This is a genomic window from Avibacterium sp. 21-594 (genome assembly GCF_026226815.1).
GTDB classification, from domain to species: Bacteria; Pseudomonadota; Gammaproteobacteria; order Enterobacterales; family Pasteurellaceae; genus Avibacterium; species Avibacterium avium.
In genome coordinates, this window is sequence record NZ_JAKKOC010000001.1 from 627,404 (window position 1) to 651,246 (window position 23,843).

16 protein-coding genes and 1 pseudogene are annotated in these 23,843 nt (G+C 41.4%); 9 read left to right on the top strand and 8 right to left on the bottom strand.

Annotated features, from left to right (window positions below; translation table 11 throughout):
* Positions 1 to 125: 125 nt before the first annotated feature.
* The 3 genes from map (at position 126) to L5B76_RS02925 (ending at position 5,027) form a co-directional block, all read left to right on the top strand.
* Positions 126 to 929 (top strand): type I methionyl aminopeptidase, encoded by an 804-nt coding sequence (map, locus tag L5B76_RS02915; protein ID WP_265754157.1) that lies wholly within the window; start codon positions 126 to 128, stop codon positions 927 to 929.
* Between the two features lie 440 nt (positions 930 to 1,369).
* Entirely contained in the window at positions 1,370 to 3,970 is a 2,601-nt protein-coding gene (glnD, locus tag L5B76_RS02920) for a bifunctional uridylyltransferase/uridylyl-removing protein GlnD (protein WP_265754158.1), read from the top strand.
* Positions 3,971 to 4,043: 73 nt separating this feature from the next.
* Positions 4,044 to 5,027, top strand: a complete 984-nt coding sequence (locus L5B76_RS02925) for a bile acid:sodium symporter family protein (RefSeq protein ID WP_265754159.1) — start codon at positions 4,044 to 4,046, stop codon at positions 5,025 to 5,027.
* Between the two features lie 119 nt (positions 5,028 to 5,146).
* Here L5B76_RS02925 and L5B76_RS02930 read toward each other — a convergent pair whose 3' ends face one another.
* The 3 genes from L5B76_RS02930 to hemL form a co-directional block, all read right to left on the bottom strand.
* The gene (locus L5B76_RS02930; RefSeq protein WP_115249968.1) at positions 5,147 to 5,653 is read right to left on the bottom strand and encodes a type III toxin-antitoxin system ToxN/AbiQ family toxin; all 507 of its coding nucleotides are present in this window, start codon (positions 5,651 to 5,653) and stop codon (positions 5,147 to 5,149) included.
* A 312-nt stretch (positions 5,654 to 5,965) separates the two neighbouring features.
* Positions 5,966 to 6,826, bottom strand: coding sequence for a DMT family transporter (locus L5B76_RS02935; RefSeq protein WP_265754160.1), 861 nt, complete (start codon positions 6,824 to 6,826; stop codon positions 5,966 to 5,968).
* 30 nt (positions 6,827 to 6,856) lie between these two features.
* Positions 6,857 to 8,146, bottom strand: coding sequence for a glutamate-1-semialdehyde 2,1-aminomutase (gene hemL, locus L5B76_RS02940; RefSeq protein ID WP_265754161.1), 1,290 nt, complete (start codon positions 8,144 to 8,146; stop codon positions 6,857 to 6,859).
* 160 nt (positions 8,147 to 8,306) lie between these two features.
* Here hemL and wecA point away from each other — a divergent pair, with 160 nt between their 5' ends.
* Positions 8,307 to 9,374 (top strand): UDP-N-acetylglucosamine--undecaprenyl-phosphate N-acetylglucosaminephosphotransferase, encoded by a 1,068-nt coding sequence (wecA, locus tag L5B76_RS02945; RefSeq protein WP_265754162.1) that lies wholly within the window; start codon positions 8,307 to 8,309, stop codon positions 9,372 to 9,374.
* A 135-nt stretch (positions 9,375 to 9,509) separates the two neighbouring features.
* On the opposite strand, the gene L5B76_RS02950 is transcribed toward wecA, so the two are convergent.
* Both L5B76_RS02950 and sodA read right to left on the bottom strand, forming a co-directional pair.
* On the bottom strand, positions 9,510 to 10,457 hold the full coding sequence (locus L5B76_RS02950; RefSeq protein ID WP_265753833.1) for a transposase: 948 nt from the start codon (positions 10,455 to 10,457) through the stop codon (positions 9,510 to 9,512).
* 441 nt (positions 10,458 to 10,898) lie between these two features.
* Positions 10,899 to 11,525, bottom strand: coding sequence for a superoxide dismutase [Mn] (gene sodA, locus L5B76_RS02955; protein WP_115249971.1), 627 nt, complete (start codon positions 11,523 to 11,525; stop codon positions 10,899 to 10,901).
* A 223-nt stretch (positions 11,526 to 11,748) separates the two neighbouring features.
* On the opposite strand from sodA, the gene L5B76_RS02960 reads away from it, so the two are divergent.
* The 4 genes from L5B76_RS02960 to L5B76_RS02975 all read left to right on the top strand — a co-directional run bounded on the left by L5B76_RS02960 (position 11,749) and on the right by L5B76_RS02975 (position 19,140).
* Entirely contained in the window at positions 11,749 to 13,458 is a 1,710-nt protein-coding gene (locus L5B76_RS02960) for a class I SAM-dependent DNA methyltransferase (protein WP_265754163.1), read from the top strand.
* A gap of 2 nt (positions 13,459 to 13,460) precedes the next feature.
* Entirely contained in the window at positions 13,461 to 14,855 is a 1,395-nt protein-coding gene (locus tag L5B76_RS02965; protein WP_265754164.1) for a restriction endonuclease subunit S, read from the top strand.
* On the top strand, positions 14,852 to 15,670 hold the full coding sequence (locus L5B76_RS02970) for an FRG domain-containing protein (RefSeq protein WP_265754165.1): 819 nt from the start codon (positions 14,852 to 14,854) through the stop codon (positions 15,668 to 15,670). The genes L5B76_RS02965 and L5B76_RS02970 overlap by 4 nt, the downstream gene beginning before the upstream one ends.
* A 275-nt stretch (positions 15,671 to 15,945) precedes the next feature.
* A complete protein-coding gene (locus L5B76_RS02975; protein WP_265754166.1) occupies positions 15,946 to 19,140 on the top strand; it encodes a type I restriction endonuclease subunit R in 3,195 nt (1,064 codons plus the stop codon).
* Between the two features lie 152 nt (positions 19,141 to 19,292).
* Here L5B76_RS02975 and L5B76_RS02980 read toward each other — a convergent pair whose 3' ends face one another.
* On the bottom strand, positions 19,293 to 20,519 hold the full coding sequence (locus tag L5B76_RS02980) for an ATP-binding protein (protein WP_265754167.1): 1,227 nt from the start codon (positions 20,517 to 20,519) through the stop codon (positions 19,293 to 19,295).
* Positions 20,520 to 20,644: 125 nt separating this feature from the next.
* Between L5B76_RS02980 and L5B76_RS02985 the strand changes: the two are divergent.
* Positions 20,645 to 20,938, top strand: a pseudogene (locus L5B76_RS02985) (type I restriction enzyme endonuclease domain-containing protein); the annotation flags it as partial.
* A 110-nt stretch (positions 20,939 to 21,048) separates the two neighbouring features.
* Here L5B76_RS02985 and L5B76_RS02990 read toward each other — a convergent pair.
* Positions 21,049 to 22,425, bottom strand: coding sequence for a rhodanese-like domain-containing protein (locus L5B76_RS02990; RefSeq protein ID WP_265754168.1), 1,377 nt, complete (start codon positions 22,423 to 22,425; stop codon positions 21,049 to 21,051).
* Positions 22,426 to 22,446: 21 nt separating this feature from the next.
* A complete protein-coding gene (locus L5B76_RS02995; RefSeq protein ID WP_265754169.1) occupies positions 22,447 to 23,463 on the bottom strand; it encodes a YeeE/YedE family protein in 1,017 nt (338 codons plus the stop codon).
* Between the last annotated feature and the right edge of the window lie 380 nt (positions 23,464 to 23,843).

The window sequence follows — 23,843 nt, forward strand, 5'->3', positions numbered from 1 at the left end:
TCTATCCTTGTAAATTTTAAGTTGGCTATTATCTAATAACCAAGTAAACCATTCAAGAATTTATCAAGGATTTTTCAACGGAAAGGTGGTAAAATAGCGCACAAAATTTTTGTCAAGGAGAAGTTATGGCAATTCCAATTAGAACAGAACAAGAAATTGAAAAACTGCGCGAAGCCTGCAAATTGGCTTCAGACGTGTTAGTAATGATCGAACCCTATGTGAAAGCAGGCGTTACCACAGGGGAATTAGATCGCATTTGCCACGAGTATATGGTAGAACAACAAAAAGTGAGCCCCGCTTGTTTAGGCTATCACGGCTTCCCGAAAGCCACTTGTATTTCCATTAACGAAGTGGTGTGCCACGGCATTCCAAGTGAAGGAAAACAGCTAAAAAACGGTGATATTGTGAACATTGATGTTACCGTGATCAAAGATGGCTACTACGGCGATAATTCCAAAATGTTTATCGTTGGCGAACCAAGCATTCGCAGCAAAAAATTAGTGGACGCCACCCAAGAAGCCCTATATATCGGTTTACGCACGGTCAAACCGGGGATTCGCTTAAGAGAAATCGGCAAAGCAATCCAAAAATATGCGGAATCGCAAGGCTTTAGCGTGGTGCGTGAATATTGCGGACACGGTATCGGCACGGAATTTCACAACGATCCACAAGTGCTACATTATGACGGTGATGACGGCGGCGTGATCCTGAAAGAAGGAATGGTGTTCACCATTGAACCGATGATCAACGCGGGTAAACGTGAAGTGCGTTTAATGGGCGATGGTTGGACGGTAAAAACCAAAGATCGCAGCCATTCCGCACAATTTGAGCATCAAATTGTTGTTACCGCTGATGGCTGTGAAGTAATGACTATCCGCGAGGAAGAAGAAAAAGCAGGACGCATTCAGCGTTTTATGGTGAATGTGTAATCTCCCCTACAATTTCATTGAATGATTAATGCAATGTAGGGACAGACCTGTGTGTCTGTCCGAATAAGATGTTCTGAACAGCAAGTGGCAAAATAGAAATGGGCGAACACATAGGTTCGCCCCTACGGTTTTGTTAAATTACCAATGCAATGTAGGGACAGACCTGCGTGTCTGTCCGAATAAGGTGTTCTGAACAGCAAGCGGTAAAATAGAAACGGGCGAACACATAGGTTCGTCCCTACGGTTTTGTTAAATTACCAATGCAATGTAGGGACAGACCTGTGTGTCTGTCCGAATAAGATGTTCTGAACAGCAAGCGGAAAATAGAAATGGGCGAACACATAGGTTCGCCCCTATGGTTTTGTTAAATTACCAATGCCATGTAGGGACAGACCTGTGTGTCTGCCTGAAGCTGAATACCCCCAAAGGAACAAGCCCAAATGTTTACCTACTCGCCCACAACCTCACTCAGTATTCAATCCGTCAAACAGCAAAAAGATCAGCTGAAAAGTCTTGAGCTTGCTGAGTTCCAGCAATCTTCCGTCTATCAATTACTGGAAAATCGTACACAGTTTTATGACGATTTATTGCGACATCTTTGGACGCATTTTCAACTGGATCAACAGCAGGATCTCAACCTGATTGCGGTGGGCGGTTATGGGCGTGGGGAAATGTTTCCATTGTCTGACTTGGATTTCTTGATTTTAGCGCAATCACAACCTCACGAAGACATTCAACAACAAATCCGTGAATTTGTGCAATTTCTATGGGATTGTGGTTTTGAAGTGGGACATTCCGTTCGCACCTTGGCAGAATGCGAACAAGCTGGACGAGAAGATATTTCTATCGCCACCAATTTGCTTGAAAGCCGTTATTTATGCGGTAATGAAAAATTATTTGAAAAACTCACCGCACTTTTAATCCAACCTGATTTCTGGCGTTTGGCGGATTTTTATCAAGCCAAAATCGCTGAAAAAAATGCGCGCTATCAACGCTATCACAACACCAGTTATAATCTTGAACCCGATATAAAATATAGCCCTGGTGGTTTGCGTGATCTGCATTTGTTGTATTGGCTTGCCCTGCGCCACACAGGGGCAAAAAACTTGCAAGATATTTTGCAAACTGGCTTTATTTATCCTGAAGAATACGATTTATTACAAGAAAAACAACAGTTTCTGTTTAAAGTGCGGTTCGCTTTACATTTAATTTTAAAGCGTTACGACAACCGATTGTTGTTTGATCGCCAAGTGAAAGTGAGCGAATTGCTCGGCTATCAAGGGGAGGGAAACCAAGCAGTGGAAAAAATGATGAAAGCTTTTTTCCAAGCCTTGCAAACCATTGCCACGCTCACCCACATTTTAACCAAGCATTATCGTGAACATTTTATCGATAAGCCAAGTCAGCAAACTTGTTTTCCGCTAGATCGCCATTTTCACCTTGCCAATAACGCCATTTGCTTAACGCAGAAAGACTGTTTTCAGCAGCAGCCTGACAGTATGCTCGATTTGTTTTTCTATCTTACGCAATATCCAACAACAGAAATTCATTCCAGCACGTTACGCCAATTAATCCGCACGATCGAAACATTTCAGGGCTATTTAAGCGAAAATACGCAAGGTAGAGCAAAATTTTTACGCTTATTTGAACAGCCTCATTGCGTACAACGGGCTTTTTTACCAATGCACCAATACGGCGTGTTACGCATCTATTTACCGCAATGGCAGCACATTGAGGGGCTGATGCAATTTGATTTATTTCATAGCTATACTGTTGATGAACATAGCCTGCGTGTAATGCAAAAATTAGAAAGTTTTACTCAGCCAGAAAGCCAAACGGCGCACCCCATTTGTTATGCCATTTTTGCCCGATTATCACAGCGCACTTTGCTTTATCTCGCTGGATTATTCCACGATATTGCCAAAGGGCGTGGTGGCGATCACGCAGAATTTGGCGCGCAAGATATGGCGGATTTTGCTCGGCTACACGGCTTTTCGAGCCAAGAGAGTGAATTAATGCAATGGCTTGTGGCGCAACATTTATTGATGTCCGTTACGGCACAACGGCGCGATATTGACGATCCCAATATCGTGCTTGCCTTTGCCGAAGAAGTGAAAACTCAGCAACGCCTTGATTTGCTCACTTGTTTAACCGTGGCAGATATTTGTGCCACCAACGAAATCCTTTGGAATAGCTGGAAACGTTCTTTATTAACAAGACTTTATCAGTCCACCACGGCGCAATTTAATTTAGGAATGGCCAGCTTGTTGGATAATCAAGATAAAATCGTCCAGCATAAAAATCAGGCTTTGGCTTTATTACAAAAAGCCCAGCCCGATCTTGCGCAAGACGCGATTGAACAATTATGGCAGACTTTCCCACCAGATTATTTTTTACGCAACAATCCACAGCAAATTTGCTGGCACACTGGACTAATCGCCGAAAGCCGCAAGCAAAGTGCGGGGCAAAATGTGGTAAAAATTAGTAATCGTTTTTCTTCAGGTGGCACGGAAGTGTTTATTCATTGTGAAGATCAAGCCAACTTGTTCCATAAAGTGGTTAGTACCATTGGCGCGAAATGTTTCAGCATTCACGATGCGCAAATTCTCACGGCGGAAGACGGCAAGGTGTTCGATAGTTTTATTGTAACTGAATTAGATGGTTCGCTTGCCAAATTTGCTCGCCGCCGTGAGCTAGAACACGCCCTGCAAAAAGCCTTGAGCACAAACAAAATCGCCAAAGTCAGCACGATGAAAAATCATCTACTTAAGCCATTTCGGGTAAAAACCGAAGTGCGATTCTTGCATTTGGTCAAACCCACACACACAGAAATGGAATTATTTGCCCTTGATAAAGCCGGGCTTTTGGCAGAAATCAGCCAAATTTTCACCGCACTTCAGCTTAACATTCAAAATGCCAAAATCACCACCATTGGCGAAAAAGCCGAAGATTTCTTTATTTTAACTAATCGCGATGGCAAGGCGCTGTCGGAGCAAGAAAGACAACATTTAAGTGAAGAATTAATTAAAAATTTAAAATAATGGCTATATTTTAAACGAGTTTAGCCGTACAATTCGCACTTTATTTTATTTTTATCAAAGGAAACACATAACGATGCAATTTCTGAAAAAACTCAGTTTTTTATTAGCAAAATTCACCGCACTTTTTATTATTGTGCTGGCGTTAATCACCTTTTATAAACCTGAATTATTCACTTGGGTAAAAGGCGATACGCAAGTGTTCATCATCAGCATTATTATGCTTTCAATGGGAATGACCTTGGGTAAAAAAGATTACCAAGTGTTAGCGCAACGCCCACTGGATATTCTTATTGGTACGATTGTTCAATATACCGTAATGCCTTTTGTGGCGATTGCTATTGCAAAAAGTTTTGATCTTTCCCCAGCGCTCACCCTTGGTTTAGTTTTAGTTGGCTCTTGCCCTGGTGGTGTGGCATCTAACATTATGACGTTCCTATGCAAAGGCGATGTAGCATTTTCAGTGGGAATGACCACCGTTTCAACCTTGCTCGCGCCAGTAATGACGCCATTATTGCTAAATTATTTGGTAGGTCAAAGCGTGGAAATGAACGGCTGGGCAATGTTTAAATTTATGCTTTTAGTGACCGTGTTGCCTGTGGCGGTGGGATCAATTTTAAACATCACTTTACAGCGCAAGCAATGGTTCCAAGACATCAAAGCGTTAATGCCGGGCGTGGCAGTGATTAACTTTGCCTTTATTGTGGGCGGTGTGGTCGCCATTTATGGGGATTATTTCTTACAATCAGGCTTAATGATTTTGCTTTGTATCGTGGTACATAACCTTATCGGCTACGCCCTTGGCTATTCTTCAGGCAAATTATTTGGAATGAGCTTAGCGAAAAAGAAAACTATTTCCTTGGAAGTGGGCGTGCAAAACGCAGGTTTAGCTACAGGATTAAGTATGAAGTTCTTCCCAACTATTCCAGAATCAGCGGTGGTTTGTGCCGTGGCGTGCGTATGGCACTCAGTGGCTGGAACGATTTACGCCAATTTCTTATTATGGGTGGATAAATACCGCAAATCCCCTACTTCATTAGAACCACAAAATGAAGCCTAAAGTGCGGTGATTTTTTATAAATATTTCTTCCGAAAATGTATTGTATGTTTTCTATGCAATACATTTTCTGTCATTTTTTAAACTGTCCTTTTTATATTTTAGTCCATTTGATTATTTTATTATCTTTTCAAATAATTATCACAAGCAATTTCTAGCTTTTTAAAATCACAAGATACCTTTGAAAAGTAAGGATTATTTCGTTCAATAACATTTTTATAAAGAACTTTTGCTTTATTTTCAATCTTATCACGATTATTTGATATAACTTGATAATCCTTTCTCAATAACGTTTGATACACTTTGTCTTGAACTAAATTAATATTTATCCTAGATATAAACTCTTTCTTTACAGGAATCATATTGTTCAGTAGTACAGAACCTATAAATTTACTATTATGCTTTATTTTAAATGTTGTAGGATCTGAATCTCTTAATTTTAAATGTTTATCTTTAGGAGAGGTTAGCGGTGCAAAATAATATTTTCCATTCATATCTAATACAACACCAACATAAGGTTTTTTATTTTTATTATTGTCATAATTATGCTGAACATTATTATCAAAAGATTTCAAATATTTAATATAATCTCCATCTACGTAATAAAGATCTAACCTTTTCTTTTCCACTTAATCTACTCTCCATATACAACAAAAGAGAGTATAATACTCTCTTTTGTTATTCTTTAAATCTCGCATTAAGGCAGCGAAGCACCACTTTTAAGGTTCGCATTAAGGCAGCGAAGCACCACTTTTAAGGTTCGCGTTAAGGCAGCGAAGCACCTCAAGGAAGTGAAAACAATCATTCTGCTCTCACGCTTAAAAATTTATCAAAATCCACCTAAAAAAGCAAGTTTTAGGCTCGTATTCAGCTCTATTCTAAAATTCATAAAAATACCGCACTTTCAAAAGCGCGGTGATTTTCTCACCAATTTTCATTCTCTACTTGCGTAAATTTTCTAAGGCTACGGCGGTGATGATGATTGCGCCGCCGAGTAGCATTGTGAGTGTTGGGACTTCATTGAGCCACAGCCAAGCGATTAAAATGGCGTAAACGGGTTCAAGGGAAATGATCATTGCGGCGGTTCTGGCGCTGAGTACATCAAGGCTGGAAACAAACAGGGTGTACGCAAGGCTGGTGCAGAGCAAGCCAATGCAGGCGATCCAAAACCAATCTTGCAATGATACGTTCGGTAATTCGTTAGCATAGAACGGTAAAAGCACGATAACGCCCACTAAATATTGCCACCAGCTGGCTTGGCTGCCTGAAAGTATGCCGCGATTTTTGCGGTTTAGCACCGCAAGCAAGCCGTAAATTGCGCCTGAAAAAATGCCCCATAACAGGCCTTGTGTGGATTGGTTGCCAAATTCAAAAGCAGGCGTAACAAGGATTAAACCAAGCGTGATGGCGAGTAATAAGAAAAACTCGCGCAATTTCAACCGCACTTTGAAAATCAGCATTTCAAATAAGCACACAAAGGCAGGAAAACTAGCAAAGCCGAGCGTTCCCACTGCCACGCCGCCCACTTTAACCGCAATATAAAAGGTAACCCAATGGGCGGTAAGCAAACTCCCCAACACAAATTGTAACAAAATGCCTTGTGTGGAAAGTTTGGTTAAGGGCGTTTTCTTATACAGGAAGAATAGGGAGAGCGCCATCACAGCGATAAAAACACGCCCTAGCACCAACACGCCTGCGCTGCTTTCAATAAGCACGCCTAGCACGCCAGTTAAACCAAATAACACCGCGGTGCTATGCACTTTGAGCAAAGCCAGCTGATATTGTTTGTTCGCGTTTTCCATTTTCCTCCCTATGCGTCTTACTATATTTCGTTACTCCGTTTGCATTGCAGCGAAAGCCTTATCGGCGGCTTGCAAGGTGCGTTCAATATCTTCATCGCTATGCGCTAAAGACATAAATCCCGCCTCATAAGCAGATGGCGCAAGATACACACTTTGTTCAAGCATTTTATGGAAAAACTGTTTGAATTTTTCCGCATCACATTTCATCACTTGCTGATAAGTGCTGACTTCAGGCTGATCGGTGAAGAAAATACCAAACATTCCGCCCACATAATTCACCACAAATGGAATGCCGTGTTTATCGGCAAGTGCTTTTAAGCCAAGGGCTAATTTTTCCGTTTGCTCAGCCAGACGCTGTTCATTGCCGGCTTTTTTCAGCTCGGTTAAACAAGCCAGCCCTGCCGCCATTGCGATTGGGTTGCCTGAAAGCGTTCCCGCTTGATAAACTGGACCAGTTGGCGCGATATATTGCATAATTTCTTTTTTACCACCAAATGCGCCCACAGGCATTCCGCCACCGATCACTTTACCAAGGGTGGTTAAATCAGGGGTTACGCCATAATATTGCTGCGCACCGCCTAATGCCACGCGAAAGCCTGTCATCACTTCGTCAATAATTAACAATGCGCCATATTGATCACAAAGTTCACGCAGTTGTTGTAAAAAGCCTGCTTTTGGTGGAATACAATTCATATTGCCTGCCACTGGCTCAATAATCACACAAGCGGTGTCATCAGGGTATTGCTCAAAGGCTTGCTTAACAGAATCAATATTGTTGTATTCGCAAGTTAAGGTGTGTTTAGCAAAATCTGCTGGCACACCAGGGGAACTTGGCTGACCAAGGGTTAGCGCGCCAGATCCCGCTTTCACCAGTAAACTATCAGAATGGCCGTGATAGCAGCCTTCAAACTTGATGATTTTATCTCGTTTGGTATAACCGCGCGCCAAACGAATGGCCGACATTGTGGCCTCTGTTCCCGAACTCACCATTCGTACCATTTCGATCGAAGGCACAAGCTGACAAACCAGCTTTGCCAAGTCAATTTCTAACGGCGTAGGCGCACCAAAGCTCAAGCCTTTTTCTGCGGTTTTTAACACCGCACTTAAAATGGCTGGGTGGTTGTGGCCTAAAATCATCGGGCCCCAAGATCCCACATAATCAATGTACTGCTTGCCGTCGGCATCAAAAATATAAGCGCCCTCAGCGCGATCAATAAACACTGGCGTGCCGCCAACCCCATTAAACGCACGAACAGGGGAGTTCACCCCACCAGGGATCACTTTCTGCGCTTGGGAAAAGAAATTTTCTGAATGGTTCATTGTTTGTCCTTTATCTTGTTTAAGAGAGAAATTGAGTAAAATTGTGGGCTATTGTACTGTAAAATTATCAGCAGCCCCTAAAAATTTATAAAAATATTTATGCGCACTTTTGCCTTTATGGTATGCTTTCGCCACTCATTTTTTACTGAAATTATTCATTATGTTGTTGAGTTTTCTGCTCACATTTCTCGGCGCACTGCTCTCTTTATTTGCAATGCGTCCGATTGCGCAAAAAATCGGTTTAGTGGATAAACCAAATTACCGCAAACGCCACAAAGGGGCAATCCCCCTGATTGGGGGCATTTCGCTATTTATCGGTAACTGCGTGTTCTATTTTTTAGAATGGGATCAAATGCGGCTGCCTGCGCTCTATCTTTTCAGCATTTTTGTGCTGTTAGCCATTGGTATTTTAGACGATCGCTTTGACATCAGCCCATTCATTCGCGCAGGAATCCAAGCCTTTCTCGCCATTTTAATGATCGATATGGGCAATATTTATCTCGATCATCTTGGACAAATTTTAGGCCCGTTCCAATTAACGCTCGGCTCAATCGGCTTGATGATCACCGTATTCGCCACCATCGCTGTGATCAACGCGTTCAATATGATAGATGGCATAGACGGCTTGCTCGGTGGCTTATCCAGCGTGGCTTTTGGTGCGATTGGCATCTTGCTGGTAATGGATAACCAAATGGATCTCGCCTATTGGAGCTTCGCCCTAATCATCGCTATTTTGCCTTATTTAATGCTCAATCTTGGTATTCCTTTTGGCGCAAGATTTAAAGTGTTTATGGGCGATGCAGGCAGCACGCTGATCGGCTTTACCATTATTTGGATCTTGCTACTTAGCACGCAAGGCAAAGGCCACCCAATGAACCCAATCACCGCACTATGGATTATCGCCATTCCTGTGATTGATATGATCGCCATTATTTACCGCCGCTTACGCAAAGGCAAAAGTCCATTCCGCCCAGACAGGTTGCATATTCACCATTTAATGGTGCGCGCAGGGCTAAGCTCACGCCAAGCCTTTTTATTAATCACCTTTATCGCCGCGCTATGCGCAGGTTTTGGTATTTTAGGCGAAGTTTATTACATCAATGAATGGATAATGTTTGTCGGCTTTATTCTGTTATTTTTCATTTATGTTTTTTCTATCGCCAGAGCGTGGCGTATCACCCGTTGGGTAAGAAGAATAAAACGCCGCAAACAACGTTCACAAAAATAACGTCAAAAACCACCACACTTTTTGTGAATATGGTTTGATAATTTGCGTAGGGGCGAACCTATGTGTTCGCCCGCCTCCCCCCTTTAGAACGTAGCAACTGTATTCCGCTAAAAAGCAAAAATACAAATTCGTTAATTAAAGCGCGTGAGCGTCCCATTGCGAGCCATCGCGGACAATCGCATTTAAAATGGTTAGAAGCTTACGCATACAGGCGTTAATCGCCACTTTGAACGCCTTACCATTAGCGCGTAAACGTTCGTAAAATTGTTTGAGTTTAGGCTCAAAACGCACGCAAACAAATGTGGCCATATACAGTGCATTTCGCACGGCTTTGCGACCACCTGAACAGCGGCTTTTCCATTTGGTGTCACCGCTTTCTTTCGGATGTGGCGCAACGCCAACAAGCGAAGCAATTTGTTTATGTGTATATTGACCTAACTCAGGCAACATTGACATCAAAACGGCTATCGTTTGTGTGCCTAACCCTTTGATGTCTTTAAACTTTTTTATTGTATCGTCAAAATGTTTGAGATGCTGTTCGATTTCACTATCCAGCTCATCAATACGCAGACAGAGATAGTCGATATGCTGCTCAACACTGAGTCGTTGTGTGGAATGGACTTGTTCAAGGCGGTTTTTCTCCGCGGAACGCATTTCAACAAGCTGATTACGGCGTGAAACAAGGGCTTCAAGCTGTTCTTGCTCGGGAGTCGGTGGTATGTAAAGCTGTTGCGCTACATTATCACGCATTGCGAGCATCTGGGCGTAAAAAGCCAACATTTTGGCGTCTTTATTGTCGGTTTTTGCTAGTGACTGCGACATCGCAAACTGATTGGTTTGTCGCGGGTTGGCAATCACCACACGAAAGCCTGCGCGGTGGAGTGCTTTAGCTAATGGAAGTTCAAGCCCACCGGTGCTTTCAAGGACAATTAAGTCCACACTGAAACGACGTAAATACTCAATGGTATGCGCAATCCCTTTCGGGTTGTTGGTTTCGGTCTTTGTTCGTTTTTGGTTAGAAAGCCCAATGACGAAATGACGTTTAGCAACATCAATACCACAATAAGTTTGTTCATTCATCATTAACCTGCCTTGCATTCGGGTTTAAGTCTGGCAACTGTTCGGTTTTTTGGTGAAATGTTATCTGCTCTCATTGCTACAACTCGGTTTGTTGCCTGGGGCGGACTCGAGATGCAGATAACGGGGTTTTGTTGCTATTTTATATTAATTTTAATATACAAGGGGCGAACCTATGTGTTCGCCCACCTCCCCTATTTAGAATGTAGTGTGGGCTTCAGCCCACCGACCGAAAAAATTGAGTCAAGCGATGGGCTGAAGCCTATCCTACGTTTTATTATTCGGGCAGACGCACAGGTCTGCCCCTACGCCCATTTTTCAAATTTTCCACAGCGCAGGGGCGTATTGCATACGCCCCGATAAATGAATATGGACACCCCTATGTCTTCGCCACATACAAAAAATAAAAAAGGCTTGGAAACCCAAGCCTTAGATTATTTTTAACAATTACAGATTGATTTTTTTCTCGAAACGCTCTGCGGCGTAATCCCAGTTCACCACGTTCCAGAATTCTTTAATGTAGTCTGGACGGCGGTTTTGGAATTTTAAGTAATACGCATGTTCCCAAACATCTAAACCGAAAATTGGGTAGCCTTCGCAACCTGCGATTTCTTTACCCATTAATGGGCTGTCTTGGTTTGCGGTGGAAACCACTTCTAATTTACCGTTGTTTAACACTAACCACGCCCAGCCTGAACCGAAACGAGTTGCTGCTGCTTTCTCAAATTCTGCTTGGAATGCTTCCACAGAACCGAAATCACGGATAATTGCATCTTTTAACGCACCTTGTAAGGTTGTGCCTTTTTTCAAGCTTTTCCAAAATAAACTATGATTTACGTGGCCGCCTGCGTTGTTGCGTAAACCTGTACGCTTGTCCGCTGGCACTTCCGCTAATTTAGTGATCAATTCACCTGGGCAAAGCTCTGCAAATTGCGGCAATGTTTCTAAAATCGCATTGGCATTGTTTACATAAGCTTGGTGATGTTTTGTATAGTGAATTTCCATTGTTTGCGCATCAAAATGCGGTTCTAACGCATCATAAGCGTAACCTAATTCTGGTAATGTATAAGCCATAATTTTTTCCTTCTGAATAAAATGTTGGAGTTAAAATTCTGTGTCATTCTAGCAAAAAACTTGATTAAGATCATTAAAAGTTTAGATTTTTCGCCAAAATCTCACCGCACTTTACCTTCTATTTTTCACAAAATAAAAGGCAAAGTGCGGTTTAAAATTAGGCATTTTTTGATATAATTTAGCGGTTTTAATGATTTGAAATAAAGAGAAAAAAGGCGAAAAAATGACCCAATCAATCAATCAATCAATCAATCAATCAATCAATCAATCAATCAATCAATCAATCAATCAAGATTCTAGTGCCAGCCTTGCGCAACAGCAAGCGTTTTTAAATGATTTAGATGCCAAACTTTGGAAGTCAGCAGATAAGCTGCGTAATCAAATTGATGCCGCCAATTATAAACACATCGTCCTTGGCTTAATTTTCTTAAAATATATTTCTGATAGCTTTACCAGCTATCGTCCAAAACTTCTCGCTCAACTGCAAGATCCACAAAGCTCACTTTATATTGATCCGAAAGAATATTCCCCTGAAGAATATCAAGCCGTCCTTAATGAAGAAATGGAAGATAAAGATAACTATGCGGCAGAAAACATCTTCTGGGTGCCACCGCAAGCTCGTTGGGAAAATATTCGCAACAATGCCACCTTAAGCAAAGGTGCGCCGTTGCCTTGGGGCGGCACTTTTCGTAGCGTAGCAAATCTGCTTGATAACGCCTTTATCACCATTGAAGAAAAAAATGACAAACTCAAAGGTGTGATTCAACGCATTTCAGGCTTTGATGTGAGCGACAAAACCCTCATCGGCTTAATTTCCACCTTTTCTGATACCGATTTCAGTCAGCCCACTTACAACGGCCAGCCCATTTCAATGGCAGCAAAAGATATTCTTGGCCACGTTTATGAATACTTCCTAGGTGAATTTGCCGCCGCCGAAGGGAAAAAGGGCGGTGAATATTTCACCCCAAAATCTATTGTAACTCTCATTGTTGAAATGCTTGAACCCTATCAAGGCCGCATTTACGATCCAGCAATGGGATCGGGCGGTTTTTTTGTGCAAACGGAAAAATTTATCCGCGCACACCAAGGCACCATTAACCAAGTGTCTATTTTCGGGCAAGAATATAACCCTACCACTTGGAAACTGGCGGCAATGAATATGGCAATCCGTGGGATCGAATTTGATTTTGGGAAGCGTCCAGAGGATAGCTTAGTCAAGCCACTGCACATTGATAAAAAAATGGATTTTGTGATGGCAAATCCCCCTTTTAACGTGAAAGATTGGTGGGACGAATCCCTACAAGGCGATCCACGCTGGGCATACGGCGTGCCGCCAACAGGCAACGCCAACTTTGCGTGGATTCAGCATATGCTCAACCAACTTGCGCCACAAGGTCGAATGGGTATTGTACTAGCAAACGGCTCAATGAGCAGCCAATCAAGTGGTGAGGGCGAAATCCGCCAACGCCTAATTGAAGCAGATTTGGTGGAGGCGATGGTCGCCCTGCCAAGCCAGCTCTTTACCAATGTGCAAATCCCTGCCTGCATTTGGTTTTTAAACAAAAACAAAGCGCACAAAAAAGAAGTGCTGTTTATTGACGCACGAGAAATCGGCTATATGAAAGATCGCACCCTGCGCGATTTCACCCCTGAGGACATCGCCCACATCGCCAACACCTACCACGCTTGGCAGCAAAACAACGGCTATGAAAACCAAGCGGGCTTCTGCTACTCCGCCAGCCTTGAGGAAATCGCCAATAATGATTTTGTTCTCACTCCAGGGCGTTATGTCGGCACGGCAGAACAACAAGATGACGGCATTCCTTTCGCCGAAAAAATGCAAAAACTGACCGCACTTTTAAATCAACAATTTGAACAGGGGCGAGAGTTGGAGTCAGAAATTCGCAAAAATTTATTAATACTGGGAGCGTAAAAATGAGTGATTGGGCAAAAGTTGAATTATCTGAATTATTAACCCTTGTCATTGATCATAGAGGAAAGACACCTAAGAAAATGGGATTTGATGACTTCTTTAGTAAAGGCTATCCAGTTCTTTCAGCAAAACATATTAAAAATGGAGATTTAGTTAATCTAGATAACCTTAGATATGGTAATAATGAGATGTATAAAAAATGGATGAAGGAAGAAGTAAAAAAAGAAGATATTATACTTACTTCAGAAGCCCCACTTGGTGAAACATATTATATAGATAATGATCAAAAATATATTTTAGGTCAAAGAGTCTTTGGATTACGAGTCAATAAAGAAAAAGTAGTACCAAAATATTTAGAGATATGGCTTTCCTCCCTAAAAGGACAACAAGAGTTATTTAAGCGAGCATCAGGTTCAACAGTACAAGGAATAAAACAAACAGAATTATTAAAAATTACTGTCGATATTCCACCACTAGAAATTCAAGAAAAAATTGCAACAATAGGGGATTCTCTATCTAAAAAAATTAAGCTAAACACCCAAACCAACCAAACCCTAGAGCAAATCGCACAAGGGATTTTTAAACACTGGTTTATCGACTTCGCCCCTGTACACGCCAAAGCCAACGCCTTGGCACGCGGCGAAACCACCGAACAAGCCGAACTGGCAGCAATGGCGTGCTTAAGCGGAAAAACTGTGGAAAAAATCACCGCACTTAAAACCCAAGATCCCACCGCCTACCACCAGCTACAACAAACCGCCGCCGCTTTCCCAAGCGAATTTGTGGAAACCGAAATGGGGGAAGTGCCGAAGGGGTGGGAGGTGAAGCAAGTTAAAGATATGGGAAAAATTATTTGTGGAAAAACACCTTCTAAAAAGAAAGAAGAATTTTATGGTAATGACATTCCATTTATCAAAATTCCTGATATGCATAATAATACCTTTATTATAAAAACAACGGATAATTTAAGTTTATTAGGTGCAAATAATCAAAAAACTAAATTTATTGAGAAAGGTAGTATTTGCATTAGTTGCATAGCTACTGTTGGTCTAGTTTCAATTACAAGTGAACGTTCTCAGACTAATCAACAAATTAATAGTATCGTTCCAAATTCAGAAATATTTACAGAATATTTATACCTTTACTTTTCACAAGATACTATGAACAAGAAACTGAAAGATTTAGCTAGTGGTGGAAGTGCCACACTGAACTTAAACACCACTGCATTTTCAAATATAACATTATTAACACCTAATAATAATTTAATAGAATTTTTTCATAAAAAAGTACAACCTGTGTTTGACAAAATTTTATCAAATAAAAAAGAAAACATATCTTTAAGTGATACAAGAGATGAGTTATTGCCTAAACTTTTGAGTGGGGAGATTGAGTTATGACAGGAAAAATTAAAAATTTAGACGAAATAAAAGAAGCTGATATAAATAAAGGTATTTTAGAACAAGATTATATATTAGAAATCTATAATGATGATTATCAAAGTCCATTCCAATGCTTAAAGATCGAAACTTGGGAACAATTAGAATGGCTAATTAAAGAAACTAAAATAGAAAGAGAAAATGGAAATTTTATTTTTCGTGGACAAAAAGATTGCCATTGGAAGCCTATAAGTTCTTTAGAAAGAGAAGCCAAAGAATTAACCCCTAAATTAATAAGCAACCATTTTAAGAATTTTAAGAAATTTGCTAGAGGGCGAACAAACGAACAATTTATACTTCATAAGACTGGCCGAGAAAGTGAGCAACGTGAACTTTGGGCATTAGGACAACACATAGGACTAAAAACTCCATTATTAGACTGGAGCTGGTCAATCTTTGTAGGGCTGTTTTTTGCCTTTGAAGAAGATAGAAATGAGACACCTTATAGATCTGTATTCTGCCTTAATTATGAGCGGTTATGCCCTGATAAAGATTTTATAAATGGCGTTTTTGAACCTATAGCAGATCCTATAGGAAGATTAACTGCACAACAGGGGCTATTTGTAATGCATAATGTCATACCTAGATTGATAAAAGGAGATATTACTCTATCTAGAAAATATTTAATAGCTGAAAATCTTCAAAAAAACATCATAGATTATTTAGATTTTATTGGAATAAAAATGGAAACACTTTTCCCAGATATATATGGTGCAGCAAAAAAAGCTAATTCAATACTATTTCAAGAAATTTATAAACATAAGAAAGAGCGATGAAAAATAATGAATTTTCGACCGCTCTTACCCGTAGGGGCAGACCTATGTGTCTGCCCGAAACAATATTCCCTAAACAACAAATGGGAAAATAAACACGGGCGAACACATAGGTTCGCCCCTACGCAGGAATAAATAGATTTTGGTAACAATTAACAAAAAAAGAGCGGTCAAAAATAATTAATTTTTTCAGAAATAAATTATTCTCCCACTAACTAATCCCCCTCTTTTGTAAAGAGGGGTTAGGGGAGATTAACAAACAACAAAAGGAATCCCCAATGCGAATAAACGAATCCACCATTGAAAATCTCGCCATTGAACAGTTGAAATCCCTTGGTTGGCAATATGCCTACGGCAAGGAGGTGTTGGCTGAGCTGGTTTATCCTTGGCGGGATAGCCTGAAAGAAGTGGTGCTGAAACCCCATTTATTGCAAAGTTTGCGCAAAATTAACCCGCACTTACCCGAGGAAACCTTGCTTGATGTGGTGCAGTTGGTGTGCAAAAGCGATATTTTGCCGGTGGAAGAACGCAATAAGCAGTTTTACCAGCTGTTAAAGCAAGGGGTAAAGGTGCGTTACCAGCAAAACGATCAGGAAAAGCACGATGTGGCGCTGTTGGTGGATTTTAAACAGCCTGAAAATAATCTTTTTTATGTGATCAATCAGTTTGATATTCAGGGCAATAAAGGCAAGCGGATTCCCGATATTTTGTGCTTTGTGAACGGTTTGCCCTTGGTGATTTTTGAGCTAAAAAATCCCTTTAAGGTGAATGCGGATTTGGATCGCGCCTTTAATCAATTACAAACTTATAAGCACGAAATTGACGATCTTTTTGTATTTAATCAGCTAATGGTGATTTCAGATGGCACAATGGCGCGGGTGGGGTCGCTCACGGCTGATTTTCAGCGTTTTTTACCGTGGCGTGTGGTTGATGAAAGCCAAAAAAGCCAGCGTGTGAAATTCGAATATGAACTTGAAGGCTTGTTGAAAGGGCTGTTTTCTCCGCAAACCTTGCTCGATTATGTGCATAATTTTGTGGTGTTTGAAAGTGATAACAAAGGGCGCACGGTGAAAAAAATTGCCGCCTATCACCAATTTTATGGCGTGAATGCAGCGGTGGAAGCCACCATTGGCGCGCAGTTAAGCGATAGCCGTAAAATTGGCGTGGTGTGGCATACGCAGGGTTCGGGCAAATCCCTTTCTATGTTGTTTTATGCTGGCAAACTGATCAGCCAGCCTGAATTGAAAAATCCCACCATTGTGGTGGTAACGGATCGCAATGATTTAGACGGTCAGCTTTTCGCCACATTTAGTCAAGATCAGGATATTATTCGCCAAACACCAATTCAAGTGGAAGATCGCGAAGCCTTGCGTATGGAATTGGCAAAACGGGAAAGCGGTGGGATTATTTTTACCACCATTCAGAAATTCGGCTTAAATGAAACAGAAAGCCAATTCCCTGTGCTGAATACAAGGCACAATATTATTGTGATTAGCGATGAAGCGCACCGCTCGCAATATGGTTTTCACCAAAAAGTGAATGCGCAAGGGGCATACCGCGAGGGCTATGCGAAATATCTGCGCACTGCCCTACCCAATGCAAGTTTTATCGGCTTTACTGGCACACCAATCAGCCTTGAAGATCGTGATACGCAAGATGTGTTCGGCAAATATATTTCTATTTATGACATTCAAAATGCGGTGAATGATGGTGCGACTGTGCCGATTTCCTATGAACCGCGTCAAATTCGTCTAAATGAAAGCGAGGACTTTGGGCTAGCGGTGGAAGAAGCGCAAACAATACTTGATGATGACGAAAATAGCTATGCGTTCCGTGTGCGTGAGCAGTTAATGGGCAGTGATTCGCGGATTAAAGCCTTAGCGGAAGATATAGTACAGCACTTTGAAAAACGCAACGAGCTAATTGAAAGCAAGGCGATGGTGGTGGCGATGAGCCGCCGAATTTGCGTGAAGCTCTATGATGAAATTGTCAAACTTCACCCAGATTGGCATAGCGATGATGTAAATCAAGGGGCGATTAAGGTGATAATGACGAGCAGTGCTTCAGATTCTGAAAGTATGCAAGCCCATAGTTATTCTAAGCCTGAACATAAAATCTTAGAAAAACGCTTTAAAGATCCTGATGATCCGCTCAAAATCGTGATCGTGCGTGATATGTGGCTAACGGGGTTTGACGCGCCTGTGTGTAATACAATGTATATCGACAAGCCAATGCAAGGGCATAATTTAATGCAGGCAATTGCGCGGGTAAACCGTGTGTTCCGCAATAAAAGCCGTGAAAATGGCGGACTGATTGTGGATTATGTAGGCTTGAGAGACGAACTCAAAGCCGCCTCGGAAGAATATACCAACGCAGGTGGCAGTGGTGAGGTAACAATCGATATTAATCAGGTGTTTCAAAAAATGTTGGAATATCTGGACATTATCCGTGGCCAATTTGCTACGCCTGTTGAGGGCAAGATTTTTGATTTACCCCACGCCTTGCAAGAGCGAAATCCGAAGCAATTACTCGAAGCCATTGGGGATGCTGCAAATCATATTCTGAAATTAGATCATCAAGAAAAGAACCCCGATGATCCACAAAGTGCGGGGGAAATTTCGCAAGATTTTGCTAAAAAAGTCAAAACACCGCGTAAAAAAGCCTTTTTAGAGGCGGTTTCCTTAGCCAAAAAAGGCCTTGCCCTTTGCCGTTCAATGCCTAAAGCCCAGCATTATGAGCAAGAAATTGCGTTCTTTGATGCGGTGCGTGCCACCATCATCAAAACGGCAAATCAGCAAGGTTCGCCAAGTTCACCAAAAGAAAAGCAAATCAAGCTCGTCCGCCTGCTCAACCAAGCGGTGCAATCAGACGGCGTGGTGGATTTATTTGAATTAATGGGTGAAGAACACCCTGATATTTCCATTCTTTCCGATAATTTTCTAGGTATCGTTGAAAAAAGTGGCAAGCCAAATTTATGGGCTTCTGCCATTGAAAGTTATTTAAAACGAGAAATTCGCGACAAAGCCAGCGGCAATATTGCCGTGCAAAAAACCTTTGAAGAAAAACTCAAAGAAGCACTGAATCAATATAATGCGCATAATTTAACCGTGATCGAGGTGATCAAAGAATTATTAAAACTTGCAAAAGAACTACAAGATCAGCTCAGCAAAGGGCAAGAATTAGGCCTTAGCACGGCGGAACTGGCGTTTTACGATGCCTTAAGCCAAAACCAAAATGCGGTGGAAATTTTGGGCGATGAAGTGTTGCTAAATCTCGCCAAAGAAATCACCGATAAATTGAAAAAATCCGTTACCATTGATTGGCAGTATAAGGAATCTGTGCGGGCAAAAATGCGTGTTCTCATCAAGAGAGCCTTGAAAAAATATAAATATCCCCCTGACGACGAGCCAGAAGCCATTGAATTTATCCTTAAACAAGCGGAAGTGGTGTCGGACGAGTTGAGTAGAGCATAATTGACGGATAAAAAAATAGGCTTAATCATTAAGCCTATTTTTATTGTTAATATAAAAAGTGCGGTGATTTTTTCGCACATTTTTTATTTCAGTTTTTCCATTTTCTCACGGCTAGCTTTTGCAAGATATTGTATTCATTCAATAAATGTATTTTAGCCATAATTTTGTTCCCCAAACACCTTCCAAAACGGCACAATCTCAATCACTTTGCCATCAACAATCATTTTATCTTCCTGATCAAAGGTAACGATAACGCCTTGCTCCAATTTAAAGAAATTCATCGCATCAACTAAGCCGTCCCGTTCTCGGGCGATATTTTCGGCACTTAGCTGCCAGCAGACTTGGATAAGCTGTGTTGGGGCGCTGTTTTGGCAGACCACGAAATCGCATTCTTTGTTGTTTTCATTGTAGTAATACAGCTCGGAAAATTGTCGTCTAAGTTCCCAAAATACGGCATTTTCCAATTTTCTGCCGAGATCTCGGCTGAAAGATGGGCTAATTACACGCTGTAAACCATTGTCGATAAAATAGACTTTGCGTGGATTAGCGAGCTGGGTTTTGTAGGAATAAGCAAATTTTGGCAGCAAATGGATCACATAGGCTTGTTCTAAATGCGAAAAATATTCCTGTACGGTGGAAGTACTTTTTACTTCAAGGCTTTGTTTGAGTTTGTTTGCACTGATTAAATTGCCCACGTTACCCGCCAAAAAAAGTAGCAGACGCTTCATCGCACGTTCGTCACGAATGCCGAAACGAACGATAATATCGCGGTATAAAATATCGTTAATCAAAGCGTTTAAAATCTCATTTTCATTGAATTGCAGATATTGCGGAAAACCGCCGAGAGTCAAATAATCTGAGACCGCCTCGGCATTTTTTGCTTTGCCAAGAAATTCGCAAAATTCCACAAAAGAGAAAGGAAAAAGCTCTTTGCTGATGTGCCGCCCTGTCAGTTTTGTGCCTAGCTCACGGCTGAGCAAAGAGGCATTAGAACCCGTTGCCACCACTTGATAGCCCTGATCAAGTTTGCCTCGCACATACACTTCCCAGCCGTCAATCACTTGGATTTCATCAAAATAGAGTGTTTGAATCTGTGGGTTTTCTGCAATGATTTCATCGAGTAAGGCAAAATCGCTAAACTCAAAATTAAAAAATTGAGGGGTATCGAAGTTGAGAAAAAGATAATTATTTTCTGCTTGTTTCTTAATAAGTTGAGTGAGCAATGTGCTTTTTCCACTACGACGAATACCTGACACTACCAAAGCAAAATTAGGCAGAATTTTGATTTTTTCCAGTATTTTTCGTGGATAGGTCTGCTGCGATAATAGCTGCTGTTGCTGGCTTGTAATAGCTTGGGTAATTTCTGATTTTAACAACATAAACTAACTCCTTATCAATCTATTCGTTACTAACAAACAAAAGCATCTGATACTAATGGAAACTATTTTATGCTAAAAATAGAGAGAAAGGCAAAGTGTTTGTTGCTATCGAGCAATAATGTTTATTAGGCCTTAGCACTGCGGAACTGGCGTTTTACGATGCCTTAAGCCAAAACCAAAGTGCGGTGGAAATTTTGGGCGATGAAGTATTGCTGAATCTCGCCAAAGAAATCACCGATAAATTGAAAAAATCCGTTACTATTGATTGGCAGTATAAGGAATCCGTGCGGGCGAAAATGCGTGGGCTGATCAAAAGAACGCTCAGAAAATATGGATACCCACCAGAGAACAAAGATGAAGCCATTGAGTTTATGCTCAAACAAGCCGAAGTGATGGCGGACGAGTTGAGTAAAGCATAATTGATGAATAAAAAATAGGCTTAATCATTAAGCCTATTTTTATTGTTAATATAAAAAGTGCGGTGATTTTTTCGCACATTTTTTATTTCAAATTTTCCATTTTCTCACGGCTAGCTTTTGCAAGAATTTCCTTTCTTCATCACTTTGCCGAAATCATTTTGGCTATCTGGTTTGCTTTGATTATTGGGTGCGCCTTTTTGTACAGGGTATTTGCTGTCCATTTGCCACGCATTCCAACCGCCATCATAAATTGCCGTATCTTGCCAACCTGCCAATTGGGTGATAAACCAAGAAACGCCCGCACGCCAGCCTGTACCACAATAAAACGCTAATTTATCCCCTTTGTGAATGCCTTGCGTTTGCCATAAGGCAAAGATTTCATTTGGGTTGCGTAAGGTGTTATCGGGATCGTAATAATCCGCTAAGTTGGAAGAATCCGTGCCAGCAAAGCCCCAAATTGCGCCCTGCGGTTCACCTTTACCGAGGATATAATCATAGCCGCTGATCTTGCCTGTGTATTCGTCCCACGCTCGGTTACTGATCAGCTTTAAGCCTTGTTTTTGTGCATCAATAACCTGCTGTGGTGTAGCAATATCAATTTGTGGGTTGGCAGGAATTTTTGTGCCAAATTGACGTTCAGGCTGCGGAATATTGACCTGCGTTTCCGTTGGTAAACCTGCGTCCACCCAAGTGCCAAGATTACCATTTAGCACGCGAACATCTTCCACGCCAGCCCATTTTAATGCCCAGAAAATGCGGTACGCGGCGAGCTGGTTGTCGGAATATAAAATCACGGTTTTGTCTTTTGTGATGCCATTTTTTAGTAAGTTCTGCTCAATCACTTCAGGGGAAGACAAATTCCATACGGGATCGTTTTCCACCCAATCCGTATTAAAATGATAAGCACCCACAATGTGCTGTGTATAAGATTTAGCATTTTCCAAACTGCCCCAAGATACTTCAAACAGCATTACCTTGTCATTAGTTAAGGTTTCTGGTTTTTCGCCTTTTAATGCTGCATTCACCCATTGTGGCGAAACGCTATATTGGAAATTCGCAAAGAATTCTAACGGATAATCCGCATTGGCATAGCTGATAAAATCGCTAAAACGATGAACTTTGTAACCTTTTGCGGCGAACTCGGCGGTAACGCAATCTAAATTGTCAGCATTGCTATCATAAAAAACCAGATTTTTTTCTTTGGTAATCCCCTTCCCTGCGGCAAAGGATTCAAATTTTTCAGGTTGAATATTGCCAATCCAATCACAGCTAAATTGCACTGCCCCTTTGATGTGTCCGCCCCTTGTGGCGTTTTTATCTTTGAAACCGTTATATAAACTGTCTTGCCTTGTATCCACAATAACAAAATCAGGATTCTCAAGCTGCTTGAGCAATTCTGGGGTATCAATCACTTTCACCGTGCGATCATCACAAGCAGACAACGCCACGCTCACAGCGACCGCCAATAAGATGGGTTTCATTTTCATAAGATTTCCTTTTGACTAAAGTTAAACGCCACATTTTGTGGGCTTGATAACAACAGAAGTTAGCCAACAACCCAGCATAATCATCAAAGTTGCCAGCCAGCCTTGCCAAGAAAAATATGCGGTGGAAACTAACGCATTAGTTACGGTACAACCGCCAGCTAAAGCCGCACCAATGCCCATTACGACACCACCCAAAATCCGTTGTAGCACGCCTTTCGGCTCAGGAAAACGCCAATGCAATTCGCCTGCTAATTTAGCGCTAAGCAATGCCCCCAGTGGAATGCCTAGCACAAAAAGCGTTCCCCAGTTCCAGTAACGCTGCTGCCCTGTTACCACATATTGCACCACATTGGCAGAAGGCACTGAAATGCCAAAGCCGAAATTTCGCCCTGCTTTCGCACTCAACCACCACGCCACAACACCTAACAACCCAATGGCAACGGCGGTGAGAAAAGGGTGCCAAGTGCGAGCAAAAATTTTAGGCAAAATCAACGTATCATTAGGCTCTTGCGGAAATTGATAACGTGGGTGTTTGATATAGTAATAAAGCAAAAGTGCGGTAATAAAAATCAGCAAAATCACGCAAATCCAAGGGGAAAGATTGAAGGTGAGATAAATATTATCCAACGGAGTAGGATTTTCTATCAGGGCATTAATTTGATATTTTAAAATCCCTGATTGCGTGGCCGCCATTGTAAGGGCAAAACTCAGCAACGCCAAATAACTGCCCACTGCCCCTTCAGCACTACGAAACCACGCACCGCTACCACAGCAATTCGCTAAACTCATTCCAATGCCAAACAACAATCCCCCTAACAGTGTGGCGAAAATAGGCAACTGGCTTGTAGGAATAGTGATGAGATTAAACTGCGCAAGGGTAAAAAATCCCACAGATTGAATCGATATGGCAATAAAAAGTGCGGTCAAAAAACGGATATTTTTTTGCGTATAAAGCGTCCGAAAGCCAGACACAAAACAGAATTGCCCACGTTGTAGCAAAAAGCCAAGCAACAGGCCGATAAGAAAACCTGAATACATCGATTAAACCTTAATACGATTATTTAGAAATTACGCACTATTTAAGCATAAAGATTATACAAACTCAATGCGAAAAATTTTAAAAATTTCCACCGCCCTTTAAAATTCAATCTAACCACACTCCCCGTCCAAACCGCCCGAATAAAAATAAAATTTTTAGAAAAGTAACGCCTGAACACAGCATCGCGAGTATGGTGTTACTTTTCGTCAAGAAAGTTTTATTGGAATGAGGAAAAGTGGGTTCGTTAAATTTCTCACTTACAGACAAGGCATTTTGTCGAAGACAGTACGCCAGTACTGCAAGACAAAATAACGCAGTCTGTGAGTAAGAGAAATTTGACGATGATCGGGGGACTTTTCTTTGCTTACTCTCTTTTGGG